General features: G+C 70.2%; 10 protein-coding genes. 2 read left to right on the top strand and 8 right to left on the bottom strand.

Features of this window, described 5'->3' with window-relative positions; all coding sequences use genetic code 11:
• Window positions 1-1,616, top strand: a 1,616-nt coding sequence (locus K2Z83_RS25700; protein ID WP_220598026.1) for a peptidoglycan DD-metalloendopeptidase family protein, incomplete at its 5' end; no start/stop codon positions are given.
• Window positions 1,617-1,685: 69 nt separating this feature from the next.
• Here K2Z83_RS25700 and K2Z83_RS25695 read toward each other — a convergent pair.
• The 7 genes from K2Z83_RS25695 to K2Z83_RS25665 form a co-directional block, all read right to left on the bottom strand.
• Window positions 1,686-2,438 carry a hypothetical protein gene (locus tag K2Z83_RS25695; RefSeq protein ID WP_220598025.1) on the bottom strand — a complete coding sequence of 251 codons (753 nt, stop codon included), beginning with the start codon at window positions 2,436-2,438 and terminating at the stop codon, window positions 1,686-1,688.
• Between the two features lie 12 nt (window positions 2,439-2,450).
• On the bottom strand, window positions 2,451-3,545 hold the full coding sequence (locus tag K2Z83_RS25690) for an ABC transporter ATP-binding protein (protein WP_370650279.1): 1,095 nt from the start codon (window positions 3,543-3,545) through the stop codon (window positions 2,451-2,453).
• A gap of 58 nt (window positions 3,546-3,603) precedes the next feature.
• Window positions 3,604-4,425 carry a hypothetical protein gene (locus tag K2Z83_RS25685; RefSeq protein ID WP_220598024.1) on the bottom strand — a complete coding sequence of 274 codons (822 nt, stop codon included), beginning with the start codon at window positions 4,423-4,425 and terminating at the stop codon, window positions 3,604-3,606.
• Between the two features lie 160 nt (window positions 4,426-4,585).
• Complete coding sequence (locus K2Z83_RS25680) at window positions 4,586-6,082, bottom strand: proton-conducting transporter membrane subunit (protein WP_255604511.1); 1,497 nt, start codon at window positions 6,080-6,082, stop codon at window positions 4,586-4,588.
• A 27-nt stretch (window positions 6,083-6,109) separates the two neighbouring features.
• Window positions 6,110-6,835: a hypothetical protein gene (locus tag K2Z83_RS25675; RefSeq protein ID WP_220598023.1), complete on the bottom strand. Its 726-nt coding sequence runs from the start codon at window positions 6,833-6,835 to the stop codon at window positions 6,110-6,112.
• 25 nt (window positions 6,836-6,860) lie between these two features.
• Window positions 6,861-8,582 carry a proton-conducting transporter membrane subunit gene (locus K2Z83_RS25670; protein WP_220598022.1) on the bottom strand — a complete coding sequence of 574 codons (1,722 nt, stop codon included), beginning with the start codon at window positions 8,580-8,582 and terminating at the stop codon, window positions 6,861-6,863.
• A 114-nt stretch (window positions 8,583-8,696) separates the two neighbouring features.
• Window positions 8,697-9,767 (bottom strand): hypothetical protein, encoded by a 1,071-nt coding sequence (locus K2Z83_RS25665; RefSeq protein WP_220598021.1) that lies wholly within the window; start codon window positions 9,765-9,767, stop codon window positions 8,697-8,699.
• A gap of 180 nt (window positions 9,768-9,947) precedes the next feature.
• Between K2Z83_RS25665 and K2Z83_RS25660 the strand changes: the two genes are divergently transcribed.
• Complete coding sequence (locus K2Z83_RS25660) at window positions 9,948-11,369, top strand: NAD-dependent malic enzyme (RefSeq protein ID WP_220598020.1); 1,422 nt, start codon at window positions 9,948-9,950, stop codon at window positions 11,367-11,369.
• Window positions 11,370-11,926: 557 nt separating this feature from the next.
• Here K2Z83_RS25660 and ftsZ read toward each other — a convergent pair.
• Window positions 11,927-13,099 (bottom strand): cell division protein FtsZ, encoded by a 1,173-nt coding sequence (ftsZ, locus tag K2Z83_RS25655; RefSeq protein WP_220598019.1) that lies wholly within the window; start codon window positions 13,097-13,099, stop codon window positions 11,927-11,929.
• Between the last annotated feature and the right edge of the window lie 85 nt (window positions 13,100-13,184).

The following is a 13,184-nucleotide window of genomic DNA, read 5'->3' as shown; positions in this document are numbered from 1 at the left end:
ATGCGAGCGCCACCCCAGCGCCCCCCACCGCCACGCCCGAGCCGCGCGACCCGCTCTTCGACCCGCGCCGGATCAGCTACGCGCACCAGTTCACCGGCCCCGAGATCCAGGCCCTGCTTGAGGCCCGCGGCAGCGCCCTGGCCTCGGCGCACTTCCAGGTCGGCGACCGCTCACAGAGCTTCACCGACGTGCTGGTGGGCCTCTCCAGCCTCTACAGCATCAGCCCCGAGCTGCTGCTGGCCCTGATGGAGCTCCACTCCGGCGCGATCAGCTCCGGCGGCTCGGCCAACCTGGCCTGGGCCATGGGCTACCAGGGCGATAACGGCGGCCGGCGCGGGCTCTACAGCCAGCTGCGCTGGGGCGCCCGCGAGCTGCGCTACGCCGTGCGCGACTACACCCTGCGCGACCCGGCCGACCCGCCGCCGCCCCTGGTCTTCGCCGACGGCAGCCGCCAGCAGGTCAGCGCCGATATGCCCTTCAGCCGCTACGTGCTCGCCCGCGCCCTCGCGCCCACCACCGGCCCCGGCGGCCTCGGCTGGTACATGGACAGCCTCGTCAGCACCTACGCGCGCCTCTTCGGCGACCCGCGCGACCCGCCGACCGACTGGCCCGCGCCGGCGCAGCCCTTCCTCACCCGCCCCATGGCCGCGCTCGCGCCGATCACCTCGTTCTTCGACCACGACGCGCCATTCCTGCGCCAGAACGGCTCGCTGGAGACCTACTGGGGCCGCCAGGAGACCGACGCTTCCTTCGCGTACGACGGCCACACCGGCTGGGACTACGCCATGGGCCCGCCCGACAAGGTCTTCGCCGCCGCCGCCGGCAGCGTGATCTTCGCCGGAAACTCTGACGACGGCTGCGCCACCCCGGCCCGCGCGGTGATCGTCGACCACGGCAACGGCTACCGCACCCTCTACTGGCACCTCTACCGGGTGACGGTGGAGGCCGGCCAGCAGGTGGCCGCCGGCGAGCAGGTCGGCGTCGCCGGCGAGAGCGGCTGCGCCAACGGAGCCCACCTGCACTTCCAGGTCCAGTACCTCGGCCGCGATGTGGACCCCTACGGCTGGTGCGGCGTCGCCCCCGACCCGTGGGCGCAGAGCCCGGCCGGCCAGACGAGCGTCTGGCTCTGGGCCGACATGCCCTCGCCCTGCGGCCCGCCCGCCCCCGGCGTGATCGTGGTCGATGACGGCGGCCCCGGCTTCAGCAGCAGCGGCGACTGGCAGCTCAGCGATGTGGGCTACGGCGGGGGCTCGCGCTACGCGGCCAGCAGCTTCCCCGGCAGCGTGGCCCAGCCCTGGCGGGCCGCCGCCCTGGCCCCGCCACTGCTGGCCCTCTGGCGCCCCCAGCTGCCCGCCGCCGGGCGCTACCGCGTGATCGCCTACATCCCCTACGCCCTCAACGGCCTCGATGAGTCGCGCGAGCTGCGCTACGTCGTCCGCCACAGCGGCGGCGAGAGCAGCGTCGCCGTCAACTCCGAGGACGCCCGCAACTGGTGGGCCGACCTGGGCACCTACGACTTCACCCCCGACGACGCCCTCGTCCTCGGCGGATCCCTCGCCGGCGACCTGCGCCGCGGCGTGTGGGTCGACGCCGTCGCGTTTGTGCCGGTGAAGTAGGGAACAGGGAACAGGGAACAGGGAACAGGGCCGGAGTCCTGTTCCCTGTTCCCTGTTCCCTGTTCCCTATCACTGGCTGAAGATCAGATCCCGCCGCGAGAAGGAGTAGATCGCCAGGCCGAGCAGCGAGATCAGCAGCGAGGCCTGGGCGAACAGATTCGCCACGGCGGTGCCAGTCGAATAGTCGCGGGTCACAGCCAGCTGGAAGCCATAGAAGGCCGGCACCAGCGGCCCGCCGAGGATGGCCTGGACCGCCCGCAGCAGCGTCCGCACCACCTCGGGCAGCGACTCCAGCACCGTCCCGCCGATAAAGTTGCTGGAGAAGGCCAGGGCGATCAGGCCCAGCACAAACAGCCGCCAGCCGGTGGCGAAGACCAGCGGCGAGAGCATGATCATCAGGGCGGACAGCAGGCCGACATTGAGCAGCAGCGGCAGCGTGCCCAGCAGCCACCCGGCCAGATCCAGGTCCGGCGGGCGGTTAAACAGGGCCGCCATGATCGAGAGCAGCCCGTAGGAGCCAGCCACGATCACCAGGGAGCTCAAGAAGATCCCCAGCAGGTAGCTGGCCCGGCTCAGTCCGCGCGAGAGCAGCACATAGCCCTGGGGCCGGTCGCCGATCCCGATGAAGGCCGCCGTGCTGTAGAGCGTGAGCGCCGGCGTGTAGACGCCAGTGACGCTGAAGAAGTACTCGGCGTTCATACCCAGGCCGACCCGGCGCAGAAACACAAAGTAGACCACCAGCGTGGCGACGATCTCAAGTGCGACCCGGCCAGAGCGAAGGTACTCTAGCAGGGTAAAGCCGGTAAACCGTAGGATACGCATACGCCCTCGCTCCTAAGCTGTTCCCTGTTCCCTGTCCCCGGCCGCCGGCTCAGCGTTCGTCGCCCCTGGCGCTGAGTCCTGGCTTCCGCCCCGGCGAAGCAGCTCGTTGAGCAGCGTATCGCCCTCGGCGGGGCGGCGCGAGGGCGCGGCTTCGGGCGCCGGCGCGGCGGGAGGGCCGGCGGGTGAATCGAAGGCCAGGCCGCGCACCGCCCGCACGTAGAGCTGCTCAAGCGGGCTCTCCAGCGGCTCAAGGGCGATGATCGCCGCCCCGGCGTCGAGCAGCCGTCGCAGCACCATCGCCTGGGTCTGCGGCGTGTTCTGCACGATGCGCACGGTGCGCGTGCCGCAGCTCACCCCCCGGCTGATCGCCTCCAGGCTCCCCCGAAGCTCCGTGCTGATGGAGTCAACCTCGATCAGCACGCTGCCCCCCGGGGCGCGCAGGTCGCTCACCCGCGCCTCGACCGCAATCTGGCCCCCGGTCAGCACGCCCACCCGGTCGCACAGCTGCTCGATCTCGTGCAGGTAGTGGGTGCAGAGAAACACCGTGTGGCCGCGGTCGCGCAGGGAGGCCAGCAGATCGATCACCTCGCGCTGCCCGCCCGGGTCGAGCCCGCTGGTCGGCTCATCGATCAGGAGCAGGGCCGGGTCGCAGAGCAGGGCCTGGGCCACGCCCACCCGCTGGAGCATGCCCTTCGAGAAGGTGCCCATCATGCGGTCGGCGTCCGCGTCCAGGCCGACGGCATCAAGCTCCTGCTCGACGCGGCTGATCAGGTCGGCCCCGCGCATGCCGCTAAACTCGCCGATGAAGCGCAGGTACTCGCGGGGGGTGTAGCGGGTGTGGTAGCGCTGGCGCTCGGGGATATAGCCGATCTGCGCGCGCACCGTGTCGGGGCGGCTGCTCCCCAGGACGCGCAGGCTGCCCGACGTGGGCTTGAGAAAGCCGATCATCAGGTGCAGCAAGGTCGACTTACCGACGCCGTTCGGCCCGAGCAGCCCGTAGACCTCGCCGGCGGCCACGCGCAGGCTGAGCCCGCGCAGCACCTGGATGTTGCCGTACGACTTGGACAGATCCACGATCTCGATGCTATCGATGACATCCGTGCTCACACCACGCTCCGTCTGCAATCTGCAATCTGCAATCTGCAATCTGCAATCTGCGATGACCCTACGTGAGTCGCCCGGCGATGATCAGGGCGACCCCGGCAGCCGCCGCGAGCGGTGCCACATAGGCCCAGCCGAGCCGCAGGATGGCCGGCAGCGCCAGCCGCGGCAGGCGGCCGCCCAGGCGACGCAGCGCTGAGGCCAGCACCACAAATCCGGCGGCGATCTGGATCGGCGCGATCCAGGCCGGCCCGATGCCTGTGGGCAGGGCAGCCAGCAGCGCGGCGGCCAGCAGCGAGCCGGCGGCCACATCGTGCGCCAGGTCGGTGATCGCGCGCAGATCCGGCGGCAGGCCGGCGTGGACGCCCGCCCCCGTGAGGCTCGTCTCATCATCGAACGGCCCCCAGCCGACGGCGATCGGGAAGGCACCCAGCGCGGCGGCGAGGGCCAGCAGGTGCGCCGGCAGGGAAGCCATGCCCCAGCTGGCGTGGATGGCCAGCGCGGTAGAGATCGCCAGCCAGAGCAGCGCCCGGCCAAAGGTGCCGATCTGCGCGCGCCGGATGGCGGCCCGCACGACCTTCGGCGCGCCCGAGGCGAGCGCCGGAGCCAGCGGCAGCAGGAAGGCCAGCTCTAGGCCCGCCCATGCCCACAGCCAGGCGTGCGGCGCGCCTGCGGGGTGGAAGGGCCAGGGCATGGCGGCGAGGCCGAGCCCCGCCGCCAGCATGCCCGCCAGCGCGGCCAGGCCCTCGCGTGAGCCCAGGGCCGCGCCGAGGCGCACCCGTGGGGCCGCGCCCGTCAGCAGCAGCCGGTAGAGCAGCCCCATGGCCAGCGCCGTTATCAGGCCGGGGTACACGAGCCCCGCAGCGATCATACGAAGGATATCCATGGATGCGATGTGTAAGGGCGCAGCAGCGCGCCAGAATAGGGCTTCTTATACAAGGAGGGCGTACGAGGCGCGCTGCTGCACCCCAACGATGCCCTCCGCCCGTGCGTTAGGATAACAGCCTCATTGGGCGTACGAGGCGCGCTGCTGCGCCCTCGTCTCATCACAACGCCCGGATAAACGCCAGCTCGCGGATCGCCCCATCGATCGTCGCCAGAAGCGGCCCGGGGTAGAGGCCGATCGACAGGCAGATCAGCAGAAGGATGAGCGTCAGGGCGGCCGCGCTCCGCGGCTCCGGGGCCAGCCGGCGCGGCGCCGGCCGGTCAAGCTCCGTCTCGCCCAGCATCAGCGGCTCGGGCGCGGCCTCATCCTCGCTCGGGCCAAGCAGCCGCTCGTGGGCGGCGCGGGCCAGGCCCAGCCCGGCCAGCAGAGTCGCCGCCAGCAGCGCCAGCAGCTCGATCCAGCCCTTCTCCGCCGCCGCCTGGTAGATCAGCAGCCGGCTCATCGCGCCGCCCAGGGGCGGGATTCCGATCAGCGCCAGCCCGCCGGCCAGCAGGCCCGCGCCCGCCACCGGCCAGCGCCGCAGCAGATCCCGCCGCAGCACCCCCGGCGGGCGCCCGTCGGGCCGCTCGAGCAGCGACAGGCTCACCAGCAGCAGCAGCACCGCCAGAGTCTGGTTCAGCGCGCCGAAGACCGCCCCGGCCAGGCCGAGGCTCGACACCGAGGCCAGACCATAGAATACCATACCACAATCGTAGAGGATCAGATAGCCCAGCGCGCGCCGCAGCGAGCCGGCGCCCAGGGACAGCCCCGCGCCGAGCACGGCGCTCAGCAGCGAGCCGATCCGCATCACCGCCAGCGGCCCCTCGTTATCTATCAGCAGCGTCGGGAAGCTCTGGAACGCCAGCAGCAGCACCAGCAGGCTGCTCGTGTTCAGCAGCGTGATCACCAGCGCCACCACCAGCGGCTCGGCGTGCTCCATCAGGTCGATCAGCCACGCGTGGAAGGGGATGAGCGCCAGCCGCAGCGCGAAGCTCACCGCCAGCAGGGCCAGGATGAAGTGGGACAGCGACAGCCGCCCGGGCAGCTCGCCGGGGCGGAAGATGTCGGTGAGCACAAAGGCGATGTACATCAGCGTCGCCGACAGCACCATCAGCACCATGTACTTGAGCGCCGCCGCGATCGCCCGCGTCCCCACCAGGCTGCTCGTGCCCGCCGGCAGATCCACGATCGCCAGCACCGCGCTCAGGCCCGTCACCGCCAGCAGCAGCGTGGTGATGAACGGGTTCTGGAGCAGCAGCACCGCGCAGACCTCGCTGAGCATAAGCAGCGCCGTCGGCACAAAGTTCTCGCCGTGGGGCAGGTGCCACGCCCCCACGATGGCAAACCCGGCGAGCGCCAGGAACAGCAGCATAAACATGCGGTTCAGCGCGTTCAAGGTCAGCGTGACGCCCAGGAAGCGCGTCGGGTCATCGAGCGGGATCTGCGCGGCGATCAGCATCATGGTGATCACCGCGCCCAGTGCCACGGAGATCGCCATGCCGCTGTTCTTCCGCAGCACGAAGGCGCTCGCCGCCATGGCGATCGGGAAGAAGATGAGGAGAAGGTAGAGCATATGAATGTTGAATGTTGAATGCTGAATGTTGAATGCTCTGAGCATTCAACATTCAGCATTCAACATTCATAATTACCGTTTGTAGAGCTCATTCAGCTCAAGCGTCTTCAGGCGGCCGTAGAGCAGCCCGCTCAGGTAGGCGATGGCCAGGGCGAGCAGGATGTGGACGTGGCTGAGCAGGGCCAGCGGGATCACGTTCAGGCCGCTGGCGTTCGGCGTGCTCACCACCGCCGTGTAGAGCGTATCGACGCCGCTGGCGCAGAGCAGCAGGCCCAGCCCGATCTTCAGCATGTCGCTGGCGGTGGCGATCGTCAGGACGCCGGTGAGCAGCAGCCAGTACCAGGCGAAGTCGGCGGCCGGGGTCGGCGCGATCGCGTAGATCCAGGGCAGCGCAGTGCTGGCGAAGAGGGCCAGCACGCCCGCCCAGAAGGGCACGACATAGTCGCCCAGCTGGAAGGGCTGGCTGGCCCGCTGGCGCTGGGCGGTGCGGGCGGCCCGGCGCAGCTCGGACAGGCCGAACTCGTCTAGGTTCTCCAGCCCGTACTCCCGCGAGAAGGTCAGCGCCGTGAGCGTCAGGATCAGCGTCACCGCCACGCCCGTGATCAGCTTCACCAGCACCAGCGTGCTCATCTGCCCGAGCAGGATCAGGTCGGGCGCGACAAACTGCTGCTCAGCCAGGAAGAACGCCAGCGAGATATAGTTCAGCAGCAGGGCCGGGAAGGTCAGCCGCCAGTCGCGAAACAGCAGCACGACCGTCGCCGTCACCCCTATCCCTATCAGAAACCAGTTTATCTGCATCGGTGCTCACCTACCCCTGTCCCCGCTACTGTGCCATCAGAAGCATCACCACCAGGAGTGCCACCAGGACGCCCAGCAGGTAGTAGCGCTGCTCAAAGACCGACATGATGATCTGGAGCCAGCGGCTGACCCAGAGCATCCCGGCCCAGATCGCCGCGAGGAGCGAGTCGGCGCGGCCGATCCAGGCCAGGGGCCGCAGGCTCTGGCCGAGCGCGTCGCCCGCCAGCTGCACCAGCTCCTCCTCGGGGCTGCGGGCGCCCTGCCGGGCAACGGGCGCGCGGGCGACCAGCAGCGCCACAGACACGATCAGCAGGCCGATGGCGAGGGCCGCAGCCTGAGCGCCGAGGGCGACGGGCAGCGCGGGCGGGGCGAAGGGCAGGTCGCGCATCCAGAGCGACCACGCGATCTGCGGCGCGACGCCCAGCAGCAGTAGCGGGGCCAGGCTCAGCGCCCCGGCGATCGGGTCGAGCCTGCCGGGGGCGACGGGGGGGCGGCGCGGGTCGGGCGCGGGCCAGAAGCGGGCCAGGGGCATGATCACCGCCAGGACGAGCAGCGCCGCGCCGGCCACTATGGGCGGCAGGGCCCAGGGCATCTGCTCAAGGGCCGCCTCGAAGAGCCAGCGCCGCCCCCAGAATCCCCAGAGCGGCGGGACGCCAAGGGCCGCCGCGCCAGCCGCCGCCCACAGCGCCCCGGCCAGGGCCAGGCGCGGGCCGGGCTCCGCCTCGGCGAAGGAGTCGCCGCCCGTGTTTCGCTCCAGGTCGACCGCCGCCGCCGCGCCGGCGACCGTGGAGAGCATCAGGTTGATCAGCAGGGCCGGGCCGGCGAGGGCGGCCAGCGGGCCGGCCAGCCCGGCGGCGACAAGCACCAGGCTGAGCTGCGCGCCGGCGACCCAGCCGAGCAGCGGGCGCAGCCGGCCCTCGCCGTATGCCCCGGCGGCGCTCGCCAGCGCGCCCGCAGCGCCGACGGCCACCAGGGTTGCCGCCCAGGGGGCCGGCATGATCGGCAGGGCGCCGGCCAGGCGGAGCAGGTATCCCGCGCCGAGAGACGGCATAACAATCCCGTAGATCAGCGCGCCGAGCGGGGCCGGCGCGGACACCGCCTCGTCGCGGGCCATGCCGAGCGGCGCCGCGCCGGCCATCGCCAGCACAGCCAGGAGCAGGGCCGCCGCCACGCCGGGCGCGGGGAGGTCGCCCTCGGCGAGGGCCGGGCGCGCGCCGAGCAGCCCGCCGAGCAGCAGGCCGCTGGCCAGCAGCCCGAGGACCAGGCCGCGCGGCATCGCCGCGCTCTGGCCGAGGGCGCCGCTGGCCCGCAGCGCGGCGTAGCTCGCCAGGGCGCCGATCGCCCACGCCAGGGGCGTGACCATCGAGAGCGGCGGCGCGGCCTGCCCCAGCAGCGCGGCGACGATCGCCAGGCAGGCCCAGCCAAAGATCGCGCCGAAGCCGCGCACCGCCGGGGCGATGGCCGCCGCAAGGGCCGCCAGGGCCATCGCCCCGCCCCACAGCAGCGCCGCCGCAAGGGCCAGGTCGCCAGTCGCCAGCCGCCCCGCCACATCGAACGAGGCCGCGCCGACGCTCAATGTCGGGAAGGCCAGATCCGGCACGGTCGCCGGAGCGAAGATCAGGAGCAAGCCGCCTAGCACGCAGGCGGCGGCGGCAGCCAGGCCGAGCCGCCGGGTCTCGACGACCTGGCTCAGCCCGAAGCAGGCGGCGGAGGCGATGAGGAGCAGGCTGACGACGATGACTAGCATATATGATACATGTGCAGATTCGGCATGCTTATTGGGAGTGCGCCGTAGTGCGGATTACGCGAGGATGCGAGGGTGCCCATCTGCAATCTGCAATCTGCAATCTGCAATCTGCAATCACTCGCCGCTCGCCCCCTGACAGGCGCTACACGGGTCGGTCGAGAGCGCGATCAGCACCGCGTCATCGGGCAGAGCCTGGCTGAGGATCGTCCGGGCCAGCAGGCGGTCGAGCTGCGGCGCCGGCGCGGCCTGGTAGCCGCTGATCCGCCGGCCATCGCTCTCGACGCGGTAGCGCAGCGCGCCCCTGGGCGCCTCGACCACGGCCGCGCCCTCGCCCGCCGGCAGGCTGGACGGCATCTGGGCGCTCAGCGGCCCGTCGGGCAGATTATCCAGCGCCCGGTCGCTCAGCTTCAGGCTCTCCAGCGACTCCAGCAGCAGCAGCACCATCCGGGCGTAGACATCGCCGCTCTCCTGGGTGATCAGCTGGGGCGACAGCGCGTTGTAGGCACCATAGGGCGCATCCAGGCGGACATCGTCTGCGATCCCCGAGGCCCGAGCAAGCGGGCCGCGCAGGCCAAACTGCCCCGCCGCCGGCCCGCTCAGGGCGCCGACATCCACCGTGCGGGCCAGGATGAGCCGCTGGTCGATCACCGAGTCAACGATCTGGTAGAGCCGTCGGCTCGCGACGGCGATCTGCTGGCGCAGCTCGGCCTGCTGCTCATCGGAGAGATCGCGGCGCAGGCCGCCCGGCAGGATGAGCGCGCCGCCCTCGGGGCCGCCGTCCAGCAGGGCCAGCCCCTGGGCGGCCGTGTCGCGCAGCCCGGCCAGGGATGCCGCGAGATGCGACAGGCCCATCGTCGCAAAGATCGCCTCCAGGGTGCCCATGTGCGAGGCGGCCCGCTCAAGCTCGGCGGCCACCAGGCGCAGGCGCGACGCGCGCAAGGGCACCTCACAGCTCAGCAGCGCCTCGACGGCAAGCGAGAAGGCCAGACAGTGGGCGTGGGCGCAGGTGGGGCAGATACGAGCGACCTCTTGGAGCAGGGCAGACTTGCCGGCGGCGCGCGGCCGCGCGGCCAGATCCAGGCGGTACTCCACATCAGCAATACGCTCGGCGTCCACCTTCAGCACGAGACGCTGAGGGCCAAGCCACGCAGCCGCAGCCGGCTCAAGCGTCAGGGTGTAACTCACGCAGATCTCCCGCAGTAGGGTGGCATTGAGGGCGCATTATACCACACTGCCTCTGCGAGAACCTGTGGTACCATGCGGCGCTGACGCGCCATTGCAGATTGCAGATTGCAGATTGCAGATTGACACCATCACTGCAATCTGCAATCTGCAATCTGCAATCTACAATCGAAAGGGAGTCTCATGTCCGCCGGAGTATCCTATACCCTCACCCTGCGCTGCGAGATCGACAACCGGCCGGGCATGCTCGGCCGCATCACCACCGTGATCGGCGATCAGGGCGGCGACATCGGCGCGATCGACATCGTCCGCGCCGAGCGCAACCTCCTGGTGCGCGACATCACCGTCCGCGTCCAGGACGAGGAGCGCGGCGACCTGCTCTCCGAGGCGATCAACGCGGTGCCCGGCGCCCGCGTCATCCGGGTGAGCGACCGCGTCCTGCTCGCCCACATCGGCGGCAAGCTCGCCGTGCAGAGCCGCGTGCCGCTCAAGACCCGCGACGACCTCTCGATCGCCTACACCCCCGGCGTCGCCCGCGTCTGCACGGCCATCGCCAACGATCTCTCCAAGGCCTTCACCTACACCTGGAAGCGCAACAGCATAGCGGTGGTGAGCGACGGCAGCGCCATCCTTGGCCTCGGCAACCTCGGCCCCGAGGCGGCCATGCCGGTGATGGAGGGCAAGGCCATCCTCTTCAAGGAGCTCGCCGACATCGACGCCGTCCCGATCTGCCTGCGCTCGCAGGACCCCGACATCATCGTGCAGACGGTCGAGCAGATCGCGCCCAGCTTCGGCGGGATCAACCTGGAGGATATCGCCTCGCCCAACTGCTTCCTGGTCGAGGGCCGGCTCCACGAGAGCCTGGACATCCCCGTCATGCACGACGACCAGCACGGCACGGCGGTGGTGGTGCTGGCCGCCCTGCGCAACGCCCTGCTCCTCGCCGGCAAGCAGATCAAAGATGTGCGCGCCGTGGTCAACGGCGTGGGCGCAGCCGGCACGGCGATCATCCGCGCCCTGCTGGAGGCCGGCATCGGCGAGGTGACCGCCGTCGACCGCCACGGGATCATCCGCAGCGGCGACGACGCGCTTCAGACACCGATGCAGCGCATCATCGCCTCGCAGACCAACCGCGACCACCGCCGGGGCGACCTGGCCGACGCCATGGCCGGCGCCGACGTGTTCATCGGCGTCTCACGCGGAAACATTCTCAGCCCAGAGATGGTGCAGAGCATGGCCATCGACCCGGTCGTCTTCGCCCTGGCCAACCCGGTGCCCGAAGGCGACCCGGACATGCTGCGGCGGTACGCCCGCGTGGTGGCCACCGGACGCTCGGACCAGCCCAACCAGATCAACAACGTCCTGAGCTTCCCGGGGATCTTCCGCGGCGCGCTGGATGTCCACACCCAGAAGATGACCTCGGGCATGCGCCTTGCGGCGGCTGAGGCGCTGGCCGGGGTCATCCCGCCCGAGGAGGTAAGCGAGGAGTATATCATCCCGAGCGTCTTCAACCGCCATGTCGTCCCGGCGATCGCCGTGGCAGTGGCCCAGGCGGCGATCGACGAGGGGGTCGCCCGGCGCACTCACATCCCGACCAATGCGTAATGCGTCCGCGTAGGGGCGCAGCAGCAGAGGCGCGCTGTAGCGCGCCTCTGCTGCTGCGCCCCTACGCGGCGTCAATCCGCCGCACGACCGCGCTTGATGCCGGCGCCTGCGGGCCGCGATCGTGCTGCGCCCCCGGCGGTGTGACCGGCACGAGCTTGATGATCGGCCCCTGCTGGCGATACGTTCGCGCGGCATACGTGAGCTGAATGAGCGAGATAGAAGGCACCACTGCGCGCGGTCTAGGAATGGGGTTAACCTCAGGACTACTGTACCAGCGGCGTGGTTTCATAGGGGGGAGCTCCACGGCACGGCGGTTGTCACGACGGGCGCAAATCTCTTACAGTTAGAACGCGAGATATTACGCAGTACCGTCGTATTCTCCCGTCAGGGCGACAATAGGCAGGGGGAGAACCCCCTGCCTATTGTAAAAGGAACGCCATTATATACGCAGCTTCGCCGACTGTCAACCGGGATTCCTGGGCTACGCCCCAGGTGCCATCATAGATAGCGCAGACGAGGGCCAGTGGATCTGGCCCTCGTCTGCGCTATCTATGTCGTTACTTACCCCGGTTGCGGTTGCGCAGGAAGGGCGGGATGTCCAGGTCGTCGCTGCTGCTGAAGCTCGGCGCCACGCGCGGCTGCTGCGCGGGCGGCTGCGGGGCCTGGCGCGGGGCCGGCTGCTGCTGAGAGACATTGCCGGTGGCGTGGCCCGCGCTGGTGGCCGCCGTCGGGTAGGAGCGCGAGCGCGCCACGTTGGCGTTCGGCCGACTGATGTCGAAGCCGGTGGCGATCAGCGTCACCTTGACCTCGCCGGGGGGGAAGTTCGGGTCGATCACCGCGCCGACGATGATGTTGGCGTCCGGGTCCACCTGCTTGGCCACGATATCGGCCGCCTCGTAGACCTCCAGGATGCCCAGGTCCTCGCCGCCGGTGACGTTGAAGAGCACGCCGCGCGCGCCATCGATGCTCACCTCCAGCAGCGGGCTGGCGATCGCCTGGTTCACCGCGTCGACCATGCGGCTGTCGCCCGTGCCAAGGCCGATCGCCATCAGGGCCGAGCCCTGCTGGGCCATGATCGTCTTCACATCGGCGAAGTCGACGTTGATCAGGCCGCGCTGCGTGATCAGGTCGGAGATGCCCTGGATGCCCTGGCGCAGCACGTTGTCGGCCATCTGGAAGGCCTGGGTGAAGGTCGTGTTCTTGCTGGCCGTCTGGAGCAGACGGTCGTTGGGGATCACAATCAGCGTATCAACCACCGGGCGCAGCTGCTCGATGCCCTGCTCGGCCATCTTGCGGCGGTGGTTACCCTCGAAGGTGAAGGGCCGCGTCACCACGCCCACCGTCAGGGCGCCCAGGTCGTGGGCCACCCCAGCGATGATCGGCGAGGCGCCGGTGCCGGTGCCGCCGCCCATGCCGGCCGCCACGAAGACCATATCGGCGCCCTTGAGCTGCTCGTAGACGTCCTCCTGGTTCTCCTCGGCCGCCTTCTGGCCGATCACCGGGTTGCCGCCGCTGCCCAGCCCGCGGGTCAGCTTGTCGCCGATGCGGATGCGCACCGGGGCCAGCGAGTGCATCAGGGCCTGCACGTCCGTGTTCACCGTCATGAACTCCACGCCCTGCACCCCGTCGGCGATCATGCGATCCACCGCGTTGCTGCCGCCGCCGCCCACGCCCACGACCTTGATCTGGGCGAAGTCCTCGTAGCTGAAGCCGTTATTGCGATCCACCATCTGCATCTCCTTCATCGTCGGGTTGCGTAGGGCCGAAGTATTCGCGCTGCGGCTGTAAGACTAAGCCTGTCCCCTGTCCCCTGTC

This window comes from Oscillochloris sp. ZM17-4 (assembly GCF_019599295.1).
Classification (GTDB): domain Bacteria; phylum Chloroflexota; class Chloroflexia; order Chloroflexales; family Chloroflexaceae; genus Oscillochloris.
The sequence above is the reverse complement of the archived record's forward strand: the minus strand, read 5'-3'. Positions and strand labels throughout refer to the sequence as shown.